We start from the raw sequence: 15,800 nt of genomic DNA, 5'->3' as shown, positions 1-15,800 counted from the left end.
CATGTAGCTAGAACAGAGGTAGAATAGCAGTACGTTTGTTGGGCTACTTTTCGCCCGTCATTTTGGGCTACTTTTCGACCGTCACCGACAGCAGCCCCGCTGACCGCCTTTTTAACTGTTCTTGAAACAGGCATACCCAGCGTCGCGCTTCTCACGTCAGAGAAGATCCTGACGCCGCTGAGCACTGGATCCGCTACATGCGCTGGATCCGCTTTAACGACAGGAGCCGACTCAAGCGCTGAATTCACCCCGGGGTCAGGATCCGCCGCGAACTCGGGACGGAAAAGCCGCAGCAACAGCGGCCGCGGCACCGCCGGAGGAACCGCCCGGTGTCCGCCCCGGGTAGAGCGGGTTCTGCACGGTCGCCTCTGTACTGTCTGTAATCCCCCAAACACACAGTTGCGGAATATGGGTGCGCCCGATCGGCACAGCACCCGCCGCAAGCAGCAGCACATTAACCGGGTGCATAAGCTCGGTACTCCCCTTCACAGCGAAGGGCACACCGGCCAGCGGCAGTTTCTTGCGGGTGGATCCGTCAACCCAGTCGATCTCAGCTGCGACCCGCAGCGCGAGGTCCTCCCACACCTCGCTGAAGGCCTGTGTGTGCGGATTCAGCTCCGCGATACGGGCAAGCGCAGCGCTTGTCACCTGTGTAGCGCTGATACTGCCCGCCTGCACTGCCGCGGCTGTCTTTGCCGCGGTTAGAAACGGTAGCTTGGAACCTTTCTGGGATGTCATGGTTCTATAGTAGTGCTGGGCGGGGGGTACAGTTGCGCCCCACAGCGGATACTGCGGGGCGCGGGACTGTGTAAGTGTGCGTTAACCGATTTCTAGCACTTTGCGGTAGTGCTGGCCGATTGGTTCGAATCCGCGATGGTTGTAGAAGCTGCCGATGTGGCTGGTTACTGCGGAGAGTTGGCGGACGCCGCGTCCCATACAGTAGTGCTCGTTTGCTGCCATCAGCCTGTCACCGATGCCCTGTTTGCGTGATTCTTTATCGACCACGATTTCTTGCAGGTGGGCGGTGAGGCCTGGCGCGTGCAGCAGCCGTGACACGGTCATCAGCGAGTAGCCGACAACCTCTCCTTCGATCTCTGCGATGAACAGCACGTTTGTTTCCTGTTCACGGTATCTGAGGATGTTGTCGAGTGTGATGGTGAACTCGTCACGGGTGATTGGTTCACGGCCGGTCTGATACTGTGAGGCCAGCATGAAGAGCTTGGGAGCGTCTTCAGGCTGGCCTCGACGGATTGAAATCATCATAGTGTGATTGTACTCTACCTAAACGAGAGTTCAACTAGCGGGCGAAGTTGCCGCGGTAGTACTCGAAGATCAAACCGACAACACCCACGAGCACGAGCGGTGCACCGTAGAATGCGAGCCAGTAGTTGACACCGATGCACAGACCGAGGGTAACGATTGCGATACCGAAGGCGAGCACGAGTGGCCACCAGCTCCACGGGCTGAACTCTCCGAGCTCTGGATCCGCGTCGTCGATGTCTGCGTCGAGTCGATCCTCGTGCAGCTCACCGCCCTGCTTCTTGTAGTGAAGTCGCAGGTAGCCGACGTAGAACGCGGTCATGAAACCTGATCCGAGGATGCAGAGGGTTCCTGCCCACTCAATCTCGCCATTGTAGGCTGACATGTGCCAGAAGGTGTAGATTGACGCCAGCAGCGCGAAGTAGCCGGTAAGAATACCGTAGATAACAATGTTGGATTTCATTACTGGTTATCCCCTAGATTCACTGAGTGCTGGTTGAACCGGTTTGACCTGCTCAATTCCACTAACCTCTGGATGGTGCAGATCGAACGCAGGTGATTCTGAGCGGATCCGCGGGATCGCGTTGAAGTTGTGGCGAGGAGGTGGGCAGCTTGTTGCCCACTCGAGTGAGCGGCCGAAGCCCCACGGGTCGTCTGACAATACCTTCTTGCCGCTGCGCGCTGTGATGTAAACGTTGAGCAGGAATGGCAGGAATGAGATCGCCAGGATGATTGAGCCAACGGTTGACAGCTGGTTCATCCAGGTGACACCATCCTCTGGCAGGTAGGTGTAGTAACGACGTGGCATAACCATCACACCGATCCAGTGCTGAACCAGGAAGGTTGTGTGGAAGCCGATGAACAGCAGCCAGAACTGGATCTTGCCGAGGCGCTCGTTGAGGCGCTTGCCTGTCCACTTTGGCCACCAGAAGAAGAAGCCAGCGAACATCGCGAACACCACGGTGCCGAAGATTACGTAGTGGAAGTGAGCAACCACGAAGTAGGAGTCTGACAGGTGGAAGTCAAGCGCTGGTGACGCGAGGATTACACCGGTGAGACCACCGAACACGAATGTCACCATGAAACCGATACCCCAGAGCATCGGAGTTTCGAAGGTGATGGATCCGCGCCACATGGTGCCAACCCAGTTGAAGATCTTTACACCGGTCGGAACCGCGATGAGCATTGTCATCAGGGCGAAGAACGGCAGCAGCACAGATCCGGTGACGAACATGTGGTGAGCCCACACGGTCATTGACAGCGCAGCAATCGAGATTGTTGCGTAAATAAGTGTCTTGTAACCGAAGATTGGCTTGCGGCTGAATACCGGGAAGATCTCGGAGACAATGCCGAAGAACGGCAGCGCGATAACGTAAACCTCTGGGTGGCCGAAGAACCAGAAGAGGTGCTGCCAGAGGATCGGACCACCGGTTTCAACGTCGTAGACGTGGGAACCGAAGATACGGTCTGAGGCAAGCGCGAGCATCGCAGCCGCGAGCACTGGGAAGATCAGTAGGATCAGGATCGAGGTGATCAGGGTGTTCCAGGTGAACACGCTCATCCGCCACATGGTCAGACCAGGTGCGCGCATTGTCAGGATGGTTGTGATGAAGTTAACACCGCCGAGGATTGTGCCGAAACCACCGATGCCCAGGCCGAGCACCCAGAGGTTTCCGCCGATGCCCGGTGAGAAGGTTTCGCTTGACAGTGGTGCGTATGCAAACCAGCCGAATGATGCCGCACCCTGTGGGGTGAGGAAGCCACCAACAGCGATCAGTGAACCGAAGGTGTAGAGCCAGAACGCGAAAGCGTTAAGACGCGGGAATGACACGTCCGGAGCGCCGATCTGCAGCGGCAGCATCACGTTAGCGAAACCGGCGAACAGCGGTGTTGCAAATATCAGCAGCATGATTGTGCCGTGCATTGTGAACAGCTGGTTGAACTGTTCCTTGGTGGCAACAACCTCAAGGCCCGGAGCAAACAGCTGAGCACGAATAATCAACGCCATCATACCGCCGACGAGGAAGTACAAGAACGAGCTGATCAGGTACATGTACCCGATAACTTTATGGTCCGTGGACGTCAGCCACGAAACGACTACGTTACCCTTCTTCATTTTGGTTATCCCTCATGACTTTCTTCTCCGGGAACACTGTCTCCCGGAAGATTCTGGTTCGGGTTGTACTCAAGGCCGAGCAGACCTCGGTTGTCAGGGTTCTCGCGCAGGCTAGCGATGTACGCGTCGTACTCTTCCTGCTCAACGACCCTCACCTCAAAAAGCATCATTGAGTGGTACTCACCACAGAGCTCAGCACACTTACCAACGAAGGTGCCGGTCTTGGTTGGGGTGAAGTACATGTAGTTGGTTTTACCGGGGATCATATCTTTCTTGTAAAGATACTCAACAACCCAGAAGGAGTGGATCACGTCACGTGACTCAAGCTTGATCTCGGTGGTTTTGTTAACCGGCAGGTAGAGAACAGGCATTGTGTCTTCGGTTGGTGAGCCCTTTTCGTCGGTCTGCACCTGCACACCGGAGAAGTGAACGTCCTCGTCGGTGTAGTTGAAGTCCCACGCCCAGCGCTTACCGATTACCTCAACACGGGTGTCAGGGTTCTTAATCGGCTCCTCAACCGCGCTCTGTGTCTTTGCGGTGAAGGCAAAGAAGGTGAGGATGAAGATAACCGGCACCACGGTGAAGAATGTCTCAATCGGCATGTGGTACTGCAGCTGCACAGGAACACCGGTTTCACCCTTGCGACGGCGATACGCGATTGCAGCCCAAATGATCAAAGACCAGGTCAGAACACCCACACCGAGCAGCACAATCCAGGATGTTGTCCAAATTCCTGTGAGCGCGGAGGTGTGATTAGTAGCTCCCTCTGAACCTTCTGGTAGGAAGCCTCGCTGCTGTGCTGGTGAGCAACCAGCAAGCAACAGCGCAGCGCTTGCAGCAGCTGCTGCTGTTAACCATTTCATTCGACGTGTAGCACGCACTGGATCCCTTTCAAAGTGTGTCCCAGGTTCAATTCCCAACGGCAATTACCAACGGCAATAAAAACCTGATTACTCCCTGATAGCTTACCGCCTTTCAGGAAGTTCTCAGGACACACGCCGCCGTTTTGGTGAATAATTATGCATTTTTCCTTGAAATCACGCTGGAAAAATTTTTAGCTAAAACTATCGCCACACGCGCAGCTGCCCTGCGCGTTTGGGTTGTCAATCGTAAATCCCTGCTTTTCAATGGTGTCCTCAAACGAGATCGAAGCACCGTTTAGATACGGGACGCTCATCTCATCAACAACCACCTCAACACCGTCGAAATCAACAACCGCGTCGCCGTCAAGGATCCGCTCATCAAAATAGAGCTGGTAGATAAGACCTGAGCAACCGCCCGGCTGCACCGCAACCCGCAGTCGCAGGTCATCCCGACCCTCCTGATCTAGGAGGCTGCGAACCTTATCTCTTGCCGCATCGGTCAAAGATACGCCGTGTGTCGGAATCTCTGCCGCAACGCTCATGGCGCACTCCTTTTCACGCTGAAAAACTCTGTCTAACCATTCTACAGCCCCGCATTCAGTTGGTTAAAACCCTAATTTAGCGAGCAGCGAATCAGGTCCGTTGTTCACGCAAAAGCCGGTAGTATTGATCTGTAAGTCGTATCAAAACACTGCGAGGATAATCCGTGGCAACAGATCAGCACAAAACCAGCGACGAGAGCACTGGCGAGCGTCAGCAGACGGTTGGCAAGGGCCGCCCAACACCGACCCGAAAAGAGGCACAGGCTCGCAAGGAACGGCCGCTGATCGGCGATCGCAGTAAAGAGGCGAAGCGACGCGCCCGCGAAGAGTACGCGCGTGCCCGTGACCGCGCCCGCGTTGGCATGGCGCAGGGCGAGGAACGCTACCTAACCGTCCGCGATAAGGGGCCGCAGCGCCGCTTCATCCGCAACTGGGTTGATGCGCGCTGGAACATTGGCGAGCTTTTAATCCCGGTGATGCTGGTTGTGCTGATCCTCACACTGCTGCCGCGCAACATCGCCGTCTACAGCATGATCTTCCTCTGGACCTTTGTCGGTCTGGTTGTGCTCGACTCAATCTTTATGACGCTGAAGCTGAAGAAGGCGCTGGAGCGAAAGTTTGGCGCAGAGAACGTTAACCGCTTCCGCTGGTACGCGATCAGTCGCGCAGCCCAGTTACGGATCCTGCGCCTGCCAAAGCCGCAGGTTAAGCGCGGCGACTACCCAAGCTAGTCTGCTTTAACGAGCCGTGTTCCCCCGCCAGCCGAGCTTCACCAGCTGTCGGTTGATTTTGTGCGCCCACAGCGTCCCCTGGTAGATAAACGCGGTGTAGCCCTGCACAAGATCGGCGCCAGCATCCAGGCGAGCGACAACGTCCTCAGCGCTGCTCACTCCCCCGACCGAGATAACCGCAAACCCAGCAGGCGCGGCGGCGCGCACCTCACGCAGCACGGCCAGTGAGCGTTCTTTCAGCGGTGCCCCGGAGAGTCCACCCGCCCCGATCTCTTGCACCCGCGACACCGGAGTTTTTAGGCCCTCGCGTGAGATGGTTGTGTTGTTGCAGATAATGCCGTCGAGTTCGAGGCTCACCGCGAGTTCAACAATGCCCCTGATCTGTTCACTGTCAAGATCGGGCGCGATTTTCACGAGCACCGGGGTTTTTCCGGCGTTCTCCTTAACCGCGCTGAGAAGTGGTTGCAGCTGGTCGAGCTCCTGCAGACCGCGCAGACCCGGTGTGTTTGGGGAGCTAACGTTAACCGCGATATAGTCGGCAAGCGGTGCTAACAGCTGGGTGCTGTGCACATAGTCGGCAACCGCGTCAGCAACCGGCGTAACCCGGCTCTTACCGATGTTTACACCGATGACGGGGCGATTCTTCCGCAGCCTAGCGCGCGTGATCCGCGGCACCGCAGCAGCAGCGCCGCCGTTGTTGAAGCCCATCCGGTTAATCAGCGCCTGATCGGCAACAAGCCTGAACATGCGCGGTTTTTCGTTGCCCGGCTGGGCGTATTTAGTCAGCGTACCAACCTCAACGTGCCCGAAACCGAGCAACCCGAGCCCCGTAATCTCTGTCGCGTTCTTGTCAAAACCGGCGGCGAGCCCGAACGGCGTAGCAAACCGCTTACCCAAAACCGTCACGGCCAGGCTCGGATCCGGCTTTGTTACCGCCCGCACAACCGGCCCCACAATCGGCAGCCCCTTAATCACGTAGCCGGCGAGCCGGTGCGCGTCCTCCGGGTCGAGGCGGCGCAGCACACTGTTGAAAAAGAAGCGATAGAGTGACATGGTTAGCGGGTTTCTCCTTTTCTCGGTGCACCGGTTTCTTGAACGAGCTGCGTTTCAGGATCCTCTGAGCGCAGCTGAATAATGGCGCGCTCAAAATCCTCAAGGTTCTGGAAGTTTTGGTAGACGCTCGCAAACCGCAGATAGGCGATCTGGTCGAGCTCGCGCAGGTGCGGCAGAATCGCGAGCCCAACCTGATGCGTGTCAAACTGTGAGTTACCGGTCGCCCTCAGATTCTGCTCAACATCCTGCGCGAGTTTATTGATGTCATCGGAGGTTACGGGTCTACCCTGGCAGGCCTTGCTAACTCCGGCAACAACCTTCCGGCGGCTAAACTCCTCGGTGGATCCGCCCCGCTTCTGAATCATCAGGGTCGCCGTCTCGGTTGTGCTGAACCGGCCTGAGCACTCTGGGCACTCGCGGCGGCGGCGAATCATCAGGCCGTCGTCGGCTGCTCGTGTGTCAATTACTCGGGTGTCTGGGTTCTTGCAGAATGGGCAGCGCATTACTCTCCCTCAAATCGGGCGGCAGCGGCGGCGGCGTGCGCCGGTAGTCCCTCCGCCTCGGCGATAACCCGAAGCGGCTGCAGAACCTCCGCAAGCGCCTCACGCGAGTACTCAATTACCTGCTGTGCCCGCAGGAATGTGTAAGCGCCAAGCCCTGACGCGAAGCGGGCGGTACCGCCGGTTGGCAGCACGTGATTTGAGCCGGCGAGGTAATCACCCAGACTGACTGGGCTGTTTGCTCCAACAAAGATGGCGCCGGCGTTGTCGATCCGCTCCAGCAGCTCGGCGGGGTTAGAAACCTGCAGCTCCAGGTGCTCAGCCGCGTAGGCGTTTGCGACCGCAACCAGCTGATCGGTGTCTTTCACCAGGATAATCGCGGACTGCGGGCCGGTGAGCGCTTTTTCAACGCGCTCCGCGTGCTCGGTGACCGCCGCGATCCGCTGCACACTCTCCAGCACTGCCTCAGCAAGCTGCTCGCTGTCGGTGACGAGCACCGCCGCGGCGGCCTCGTCGTGCTCGGCCTGGCTGACCAGGTCGGCGGCGACCAGCTGTGGATCCGCCCCCGCGTCTGCAAGCACCATAATCTCGGTTGTTCCCGCCTCCGAGTCGATGCCGACGATGCCGTTCACAACGCGCTTCGCCGCAGCCACAAAAATATTGCCGGGACCGGTTACAACGTCAACCGATTGCAGCCCAATCTCGGGCACTCCGTGGGCGAAGGCGGCGATTGCTCCGGCGCCGCCCATCGCGTAAACCTCTGTGATTCCGAGCAGACCGGCGGCCGCGAGAATAACCGGGTGAACACTCCCTGTCTCCTGCTGCACAGGTGACGCCAGCGCGATGCTTTTAACGCCCGCCTGCTGCGCGGCAACCGCGTTCATCACAACGCTCGACGGGTAGACGGCTTTACCGCCCGGCACGTACAGGCCAACGCGGTTAACCGGGCGCCAGCGCTGCACAATCCGCGCACCGTTTGCCAGCTCGGTGGTTTGCGACTCGGGCACCTGCGCGGCGGATCCGCTTCGAACCCGCGCGATCATCTGCTGCAGCGCGTCACGCAGTGCGGGCGCAAGCTCGCTCACCGAGCGCTCAATCTCCCCCTCAGAAACCCGGATATTATGCCCGGTCACACCATCAAACCGTGCTGCCTGGGCGCGGAGAGCCTGCTCACCGTGCTCGGCAACATCGCTGATTAGCGGCTTCACCAGCTCAACCGCCTTCGCCGTGTCAAGGCTCGCGCGCGGCACAGTGCTAAGCAGCAACCGGGTTGATAAATCGCTGTTTCTAAGGTCTTCAACTCTAAGCATAGTGCTTTAATTCTACTGCTGTATCTCGGTCACCAAAACACCCGCCCACACCAGCTCCAGAAATTCTGTGTGCAGCGCGGCGTAGCACTCAGCGGCGGGCACACTAAACAGTTCGGCGAGGGCGGCGGCGATCTGTCCGAGGGTGAGGTCCCCGTCGCTCGCACCGACCGCGGCGGCGACCAGCGGATCCACCTCGAACTGCTGAGCGAAGGGCGATGCCACACTGAGCCACAGCTTATTCGGGGATTCTTGACCTGGCCGGTATCTTCTGTGCTCTTGCGGACTCCCCTGGGTAATAAAGTGGTGCCCCAAAAACTGCTGCAGTCTAAGATTTTCAAGCTGCACTGCGAGGCGGTGGATCCGGCTCAGCTCGTCACCCACATCCCCGGCTGCCAGCTGCCCCGTGATCGTCGCGGCCCTGTGCGAGTGCTTCGTCTCGGCCGCGATTATCCGCACCGAACCCATCACAACCGCGACGGTTTTACGCTCCTGAAAATCACGCAGCGCGGCGGTCACCCGCGTGTCAAACTCGCTGCTGTGCTGGGCGGATCCGCCATCACGCGCCCACATCATCGCGTAATCGAGCGGCGCCATAACCTCCCTGGCAATCAGCCAGGTGTGCACGCCAGCAAGGCGCTCAACCCAGGACGCTGGCCGCGCAAAACGGTCGCTGCCCCAGTGCACCTCCCAGTTGATGAGCGAAACAAACTCGCCGCCCGGACGAAGATGCTCGGGAACACCGGTCAGCAGCTGCTGCACAAGCCCGTCGCCACTGAAACCGCTCGACCGGTACTCGTAGTCGCTGCCGCCCGGGGTTATCACAAACGGTGGATTGGATGCGATCAGATCGAACCGCTGCCCTGCCACCGGCTGGAACAGGCTACCCTGCAGCAGGGTTACACTGCTAATCGCGTTCAGTCGCAGGTTCAGTCGCGCGAGCTTTAGCGCTCGGTCGGACGTGTCGGTCGCAACAACGCACTCACTAAACTGCGCGAGCTGCACCGCGATTACACCGCAGCCGGTTCCGAGGTCGAGCGCGCTAGTAAACGGTTCGGGTTGACTGGGGCTGTTATCTGCGCTTGTGGATCCAAAACTCCCCCTCGGCAGTTGCTTTAGCAGTGCGCGGGTTGCTCCCCCGATCCCCATCACGTGATCCTGCCTCGCGGCTTTCTGCCGGAGGTGATCGTCGAGGTCGCTAATAAACCAGGTGTTAACGGTTTCACCGGGTGTTTTACCGCGCATTTGCAGCGGGGTTAGAGAGAGCGCCGCCCGGAAGTAACCGCTTCCTGTCTCGGTGACAAGCCCGAGTGTTTTCAGCCCGGCAACTCCGAGCTGGCTGAACACCGCAGCAAGCCTCGCCTCCGAGACGGGCTCGCCCGCGAAGAACAGCAGCGCGATGGTTGCCGCTGGATCCGCGGGCACCGACAGGTTCGCGTTCCCTGCCGGGTCCGCGGGGTTCGCGATAGCGGGCGCTACCGAGTCCGCGGGGTCCACGCTATCCGCCGCCTCGATTCTGGCGTTTAGCTCCGCAGCCGCTGCCGCGGTGTAACCCTGCAGGCAGGCGCGGCGTGCGCTCTCGCTGACGAGCGAGAGCAGCCGCTCCTCGCTGTATTCGGCGACGAGCAGATCCCGCCGCAGCGCATAAACCAGCGCCTCAGCCCGCGGATCCACCGGTGAAGCAACCGGCGCCTCGCCCAGCGGATCCACCCGCGCGTCTAACGACTCGCTTGGAGCTGCCACTGGGTTGTCACCCGGTTCGTTAAACACCGTTGAAGTCGGAGGTGTCACCAACCAGTCTGGTGTTGTCAGCTGGCACCGGATCCACAGCAGCCTGGGCTACCTCGGCCGCAAACTCGGCAACGTTGTAGAGCTTGCCTGCACCCTCACGGCGTGACTCAATCGCGCCCGGGTTTGCACGCTCCAGCAGGGTTGCGGTGATAGTGCCCTCGATCATGTCACCCGACACAACGGTGAAGCCAATCCCCCGCTCCTCAAGGGTCGGGATCAGTTCACGCAGCGCATCCTCACCGGCGCGCTTTGACAGCGCAACCTGCTCATACTCCGGCATAGTCGGTGTTGTGCGAATAAAGTGTGCCTGGTGGCTGGTTACAAAAACCACCCGCGAGCCCTCGCCGAGCAGCGGCAGCATGGTTGTCAGCAGGTTCACCTGTGCGTCACGGTTGAGCTGTATTGCGTAATCCTCCGCCATTCCGCGTTCCATACCGCCTGATGCGTTCATTACGAGAATGTCGAGCCCGCCATACTCATTTTTGATAGCGTCCGCCATCTCCTGCACAGAATCCTTGTCGGTGAGGTCCGCTCCGAGGGTTAGCGCACGCACACCGAGCTCGCGCAAGCTCTCGGCGAGTTTCTCAGCGCGGGGTGCTTTTGAGCGGTAGTTGATTACAACGTCCGCGCCCGCCTCAGCGAAATACTTCACAGTGTCAGCGCCGATGCCGCGTGAGGATCCGGTAACGAGCGCCCGCTTACCAGAAAGCGATTGAGCAGCCAGTGGATTCAATGTTTCTCCTTCAGGTTGTGTTGCTTAAAGCGTACTTGATAAAACCGAAAATTGATGAGCGGCGCACAGACTGCGGCACACCACAGCGCGCTCAACAGCGCCCCGAACTGGGTTGCGGCGGTTTTTTCTGAGTGGATCGGCACACTCGCCACGATTGTTCCCGCCTGATGTGCCGGGATCGCAACCAGGCTGTGACCGGACGGATCCAGAATTTGACTCATCCCGACGGTTGAGATGTTAACAACCGAGCGCCCCAGCGCAATCCCCTGCAGTTTCGTCAGGGCGAGCTGCTGGGCACTCTCGTCGGTTTTCCCAAAATCGGCGTTGTTGGTCAGCGCCAGAATCAACTCCGCGTTGTCGCTTCCCAAAAGCTCAGCGTGCCGGTCGAAGGTTATGTCGAAGCAGATTCCAATTCCGAGCCGTGTGCCACGGTGCTCGGCAACGGCGGGGGTTTGGCCGTGGCTGTAGTCGAGCGCCACCAGATCAACCAGCTCGGGCGCGAGTGCGCGGTAAAACTCCCGGTGTGGCATATATTCCGCAAACGGCACGGGGTTGATTTTGTCGTAGCGCACAAGGGTTTTACCGTCGGTGTTAAACAGCAGCGCCGAGTTAGTGTATCGGGGTTTGTCACTGCCGTTAACCGGGTCGGCGAGCACGCTGCCAACCAGTATCGGCGCGTCAGCCTGCTCGGCGAGTTTTACCAGTCGCTGTCGATGCAGCGGGCTCTCGTCAATGTTGAACTCGGCGGCGTTCTCCGGCCAGACGATCAGGTCAAGCTTTGTTTCTTCCCCCTCGAGCAAGGTTTTGCTCGCCGCCAGGTGATCGGCGAAAACGGATCCGTTCTCCCGGTCATCAAAAATCCCGGACTTGCTGTTTCCCTGCACGCCAGCGATCGTGATTTCACCGGTTTTCGGGGTTGTGTAGAGCGGCACCAGCGCGAGTGCGAGCACCCCGAGCAGCGAGCACGCCGGGGCGAAGAAGCTGCGGGTGAGGGGCGGATCCACCACGAAAACCAGGTAGACCCAGCTCACCGGGAGCAGCACCAGGAAGAGGAAAACACCGGTGAAACCGGCGATTCCGAACCACGAAACCGCCTCAATAAACGGCGAGTTAACCTGTGTCGCCGCGAACCTGCCCCAGCTGAAACCGCCGTATGGCACAGCAGCCTGCAACAGTTCTCGCAGAACCCAACTGCCTGCGAGCAGCAGCGTGATAACAACGGTGCGAGCACCGCGTGAACGGTAGCAGCGCAGTGTGACGCGCGTCAGAAACGGCACAAGCGCGCCGAACAGTGTCGCCCAGAGCACCATCACCGACGCCAACGCGAGCCAGGGCACCGGCCCGAGGTAGAGTGTCAGCCAGCTGATGTGCGGCAGCCAAAACGCGAGAGCGAAAACAAACCCGATCAGCGCACCAAACAGCGGCCGGGCGGCGAGCAGCAGCGCACTAAAGACCATAGCCGCGAATATGCCGAGCGGCCAGATCGCTGTGTCGGGGCTCGCCAGGTCAAGACACCACCCGCACAGCGCTGCCGCCGCGAGCATCCCAAGCCGCGTTAAAATCCCGCTTCTACCCCGCTCTGTCGCCACGCTAGACACCGCTGTTCTCGATTATGCCGTAGCGGATCCTGCGCTTCGCCTCTCTAGCAATCTGCTCAAAACTCTGGAAACTCGCTGCCTCGCCCTCGCTCAGATCGGGGTGTTTTGCCGCTGTGATCGCCGCGTTAATCAGCTGGTCGAGCAGGTCAACGGTCTGTTTCATCCAGCGGATATAGTCACCGGCGCTGAGCCCGCTGTCACGCAGCAGCTCATCGAGCGGGCGGAACCTGGTCCAGTCGCGCACAACCCACCCGAGAATCGACTCGGGCATCTCGGTGCGCTGCAATCGCAACCGCTCCTCAGCGTAGTCGAGCTCAGCCCAGATGCGCAGCGTGTTATCGTAGGCGTCGATCCAGTCCTCGGTTGGCGGCTCCTGCGAGTAGCCGGAAACGACCCGTCGCGGCTCATAGCTTAAAACCCCGCACATCACCGCGAGCTCCTCGGCGTTCAATCGCTGCCAGACACCGCGCCTGAGACACTCGGTTGCGAGCAACGCCCGCTCCCCGTAAACCCGCTGCAAAACCGCGCCCCACACGGTTGGCACAAGATCGCCACTGTCATCGACGGTTATCTCCCGCAGGTAACCGAGCTCAACCAGCATCTCGCAGACACGGTTGAACTGTCTGGCGATTGACCCAACCTCGTGGTGTACTCGCCTGCGCAGCCTCGCGGTTTTGCGCTGCAGTTTCTTTGCCCGATCAATCCAGCGTTTCTTATCCGCCTGGGTGGTTGCGCGGGCAATCGCCTGCTCGTAGCCCTGCAGGGATTTTTCGGCGCTTTGTACAAACTCGGCCGCCTGCACAACCGACCGGTCGGTCTGGAACTGCGCGAAGGAGCGCTCCAGCACCGTCACAACCTGGCTGACACTGCGCCTGGACAGCAGGTTAACCGCCATATTGTAGGTCGGTTTAAAACTCGACTGCACCGGGTATGAGCGGTCACCGGCGAGCTCGGCGAGGTTGTTAATGTCAATGCTCGCGTCCCAAAGCACAATCGCGTGCCCCTCATCATCGATGCCTCGCCTGCCCGCACGCCCGGTCAGCTGCGTGTATTCGCCGCTGGTCAGCGGCACCCTGGTCTCGCCGTTAAACTTTTCAAGCTTCTCAATCACAACGCTGCGCGCCGGCATGTTGATGCCGAGAGCGAGTGTTTCAGTCGCAAACACAACCTTCACCAGTTTCTGCTGGAAAAGCTGCTCAACCAGTGATTTACACAGTGGTAAAAGGCCTGCGTGGTGTGACGCTATCCCACGCTCAAGCGCTCGCTGCCACTCGTGCAGCCGCAGTGCCCGTTTTTCTTCACGGCTAAGCTCAGCGGTTGCCGCCGTCACAAGCCGTTTAATCTGCTGACGCTCCTCCTCGGTGGTCAGCGAAATCCCTTCCCAGAGACACTGCCTAACCGCCTGATCGCAGCCGTTCCGACTGAAAATAAAGACGATCGCGGGCAGCAGGTCAGCACCCCGCAGTGCGTGGATCATCTCTGGCCGGGAGATCTTCAGCCTGCCGCCGCCAGCTGCCTGGCGGGATCCGCTCTCACGCCCACGCTCATTGCTGCGATCTCGACCCCGACCGCCCCCTGCGCCGAGGCCTCTGTCACGTCTGCCACCCCGATCTCGACGGCCACCCCGGTGTCCCCGACCTTCGTTGTCGTCCCAGCTGCCCCGGCCGCCCCGGCCGCGATCCTGCCCGACGCCCAGATCACGCCCGCTGCTCTTCAGCCGCAAAATCTCGCTGTTCAGTTTGCCCTTGCGCTTCAGCGGCAAGAGCGACCTGGCGGTTAGTACGTGCTGGTAGAGCGGCACCGGCCTGCTCTCGCTAATAATCACCTCGGTGTCACCCCGCACCGAGTGCAGCCAGTCGCCAAGCTCCTCCGCGTTGGAGACGGTTGCGCTCAGCCCAACCAGTCTGACGTGGCCGGGAAGGTGCAGAATAATCTCCTCCCAGACAGCGCCGCGGTGTGGATCCCCCAGGAAATGCACCTCGTCAAGCACAACGCAGCTGAGATCGGCGAGCCGCTCCGGATCCGCATAGATCATATTGCGCAGCACCTCGGTTGTCATAACCAGAATCGGTGCGGACTGGTTGATGTTAACGTCACCGGTTAAAAGACCCACCTGGTCGTCGCCGTAAACCGCCGCAAGTTCGCTGTATTTCTGGTTTGACAGGGCTTTAATCGGGGCCGTGTAGAAGACGCGGGTGTCGCTTTCGCGGCGGGCGAGCCAGACTGCGAACTCCGCGACGGTTGTTTTACCGGATCCGGTTGGTGCCGCAACCAGGACGCTTGAGCCGGCGGCAAGTTTTTCACAGCTGAGGCGTTGGAAACCATCGAGCCGGTAGCTCAGCTGCGACTCAAAGAAGTCGACCGCCTCGCGCGCCTCAGCTGCCTCGGCTGTCTCGCTCAGTTCAACTGCTTCGCTCGCTTCGGTCAGCTCTAAAGCCTCAGCCCCATCACACCCCTGCGGGTCGACACTGTTTTCGGTGTTGTCGCTCATGCCGCGCTGTCTCTGCTGTCGGCGTCAGCGTAGGGCGCAAACTCTGCGGCCTGTTTCTTTTCGAGGCGCTTATCGTGGCGCAGCGCGATCAGACCGGCAATAAAGTAGAGCAGAATCATCGGGATCGCGAGCAGGAACATGCTGATCACGTCAGCTGCCGGGGTGACAGCGGCGGTGAACAGCACAACCAGGAGGACGGCAACACGCCAACCGCGCCAGATGCTTTTCGCGCTGAGAATCCCCATCATGTTCAGCAGCACAATAAACACCGGCAGCACAAAACCGACGCCGATCGCGAAGATCAGTTTTGTCGCAAAATCGAGATAGTTGCGGGCGTCAAGCAGCAGCGCGTCCTGGCTGGAGCTGAAGACGCTAAGGATCCGCACAATATTCGGCAGCACCATCCAGGCAACATAGCAGCCCGCCCCAAACAGCGGAATCGCGCTCACCATAAACCCAACCGCGAACAGTTTCTCTTTGCGTTTTAACCCCGGCGCGAAAAACAGCCACACCTGCAGCAGCCAGATTGGAGCCGCGATCAAAACCGCGATAAAGAACGAGATCCTCAGCTTCAGGTCGAACGACGAGGTGACATCGGAGAAGGTGATTTGTGCTTGCCGGTTGTATTCGGCGGCAATCTCAATCACCGGTAGGCGCAAAAAATCCCAGACCATGTCGGAGAGAAACCAGCCGCCGACCATCGCAACAACAATCGCCAGCGCGGAAATCACAATGCGTTTGCGCAGCTCAAGCAGGTGCGCGCCAAGACCCATCCTACCCTCGGGGTTGCGTTTACGTTTTGAGCTGCTCATCAC

15 protein-coding genes are annotated in these 15,800 nt (G+C 59.4%); 1 reads left to right on the top strand and 14 read right to left on the bottom strand.

Going from position 1 to position 15,800, the window contains the following annotated elements; all coding sequences use genetic code 11:
* Positions 1-255: 255 nt before the first annotated feature.
* The 6 genes from EII30_RS01040 to erpA form a co-directional block, all read right to left on the bottom strand.
* Positions 256-738 carry an amidase family protein gene (locus EII30_RS01040; RefSeq protein ID WP_124885465.1) on the bottom strand — a complete coding sequence of 161 codons (483 nt, stop codon included), beginning with the start codon at positions 736-738 and terminating at the stop codon, positions 256-258.
* A gap of 81 nt (positions 739-819) precedes the next feature.
* Positions 820-1,263: a GNAT family N-acetyltransferase gene (locus EII30_RS01035; RefSeq protein ID WP_124885464.1), complete on the bottom strand. Its 444-nt coding sequence runs from the start codon at positions 1,261-1,263 to the stop codon at positions 820-822.
* A 34-nt stretch (positions 1,264-1,297) separates the two neighbouring features.
* A complete protein-coding gene (locus EII30_RS01030) occupies positions 1,298-1,723 on the bottom strand; it encodes a cytochrome c oxidase subunit 4 (protein WP_124885463.1) in 426 nt (141 codons plus the stop codon).
* Between the two features lie 6 nt (positions 1,724-1,729).
* The gene (ctaD, locus tag EII30_RS01025) at positions 1,730-3,376 is read right to left on the bottom strand and encodes a cytochrome c oxidase subunit I (RefSeq protein ID WP_199731531.1); all 1,647 of its coding nucleotides are present in this window, start codon (positions 3,374-3,376) and stop codon (positions 1,730-1,732) included.
* 5 nt (positions 3,377-3,381) lie between these two features.
* Positions 3,382-4,239: a cytochrome c oxidase subunit II gene (coxB, locus tag EII30_RS01020; protein WP_124885485.1), complete on the bottom strand. Its 858-nt coding sequence runs from the start codon at positions 4,237-4,239 to the stop codon at positions 3,382-3,384.
* Between the two features lie 191 nt (positions 4,240-4,430).
* A complete protein-coding gene (erpA, locus tag EII30_RS01015; protein ID WP_124885461.1) occupies positions 4,431-4,781 on the bottom strand; it encodes an iron-sulfur cluster insertion protein ErpA in 351 nt (116 codons plus the stop codon).
* Positions 4,782-4,945: 164 nt separating this feature from the next.
* Here erpA and EII30_RS01010 point away from each other — a divergent pair, with 164 nt between their 5' ends.
* Positions 4,946-5,512 (top strand): DUF3043 domain-containing protein, encoded by a 567-nt coding sequence (locus EII30_RS01010; protein ID WP_124885460.1) that lies wholly within the window; start codon positions 4,946-4,948, stop codon positions 5,510-5,512.
* 6 nt (positions 5,513-5,518) lie between these two features.
* Here EII30_RS01010 and EII30_RS01005 read toward each other — a convergent pair whose 3' ends face one another.
* Genes EII30_RS01005 through tatC form a run of 8 tightly spaced genes read right to left on the bottom strand, consistent with a single transcriptional unit; the run spans position 5,519 to position 15,797 of the window.
* A complete protein-coding gene (locus EII30_RS01005; RefSeq protein ID WP_124885459.1) occupies positions 5,519-6,565 on the bottom strand; it encodes a quinone-dependent dihydroorotate dehydrogenase in 1,047 nt (348 codons plus the stop codon).
* Positions 6,566-6,567: 2 nt separating this feature from the next.
* A complete protein-coding gene (nrdR, locus tag EII30_RS01000; protein WP_124885458.1) occupies positions 6,568-7,068 on the bottom strand; it encodes a transcriptional regulator NrdR in 501 nt (166 codons plus the stop codon).
* On the bottom strand, positions 7,068-8,375 hold the full coding sequence (gene hisD, locus EII30_RS00995) for a histidinol dehydrogenase (RefSeq protein WP_124885457.1): 1,308 nt from the start codon (positions 8,373-8,375) through the stop codon (positions 7,068-7,070). The genes nrdR and hisD overlap by 1 nt, the downstream gene beginning before the upstream one ends.
* Before the next feature lie 12 nt (positions 8,376-8,387).
* Positions 8,388-10,115 carry a class I SAM-dependent methyltransferase gene (locus tag EII30_RS00990; RefSeq protein ID WP_124885456.1) on the bottom strand — a complete coding sequence of 576 codons (1,728 nt, stop codon included), beginning with the start codon at positions 10,113-10,115 and terminating at the stop codon, positions 8,388-8,390.
* A 19-nt stretch (positions 10,116-10,134) separates the two neighbouring features.
* Positions 10,135-10,896 carry an SDR family oxidoreductase gene (locus EII30_RS00985; protein WP_124885455.1) on the bottom strand — a complete coding sequence of 254 codons (762 nt, stop codon included), beginning with the start codon at positions 10,894-10,896 and terminating at the stop codon, positions 10,135-10,137.
* Entirely contained in the window at positions 10,893-12,485 is a 1,593-nt protein-coding gene (gene lnt / locus EII30_RS00980; protein ID WP_124885454.1) for an apolipoprotein N-acyltransferase, read from the bottom strand. The genes EII30_RS00985 and lnt overlap by 4 nt, the downstream gene beginning before the upstream one ends.
* A gap of 1 nt (position 12,486) precedes the next feature.
* The gene (locus EII30_RS00975; RefSeq protein WP_199731530.1) at positions 12,487-14,985 is read right to left on the bottom strand and encodes an RNA helicase; all 2,499 of its coding nucleotides are present in this window, start codon (positions 14,983-14,985) and stop codon (positions 12,487-12,489) included.
* Positions 14,982-15,797, bottom strand: coding sequence for a twin-arginine translocase subunit TatC (tatC, locus tag EII30_RS00970; RefSeq protein WP_233569221.1), 816 nt, complete (start codon positions 15,795-15,797; stop codon positions 14,982-14,984). The genes EII30_RS00975 and tatC overlap by 4 nt, the downstream gene beginning before the upstream one ends.
* Positions 15,798-15,800: the final 3 nt, after the last annotated feature.

The sequence above is a fragment of the Leucobacter sp. OH1287 genome (assembly GCF_003859945.1).
Taxonomy (GTDB): Bacteria; Actinomycetota; Actinomycetes; order Actinomycetales; family Microbacteriaceae; genus Canibacter.
This window is presented reverse-complemented; position numbering and strand designations above follow the sequence as displayed.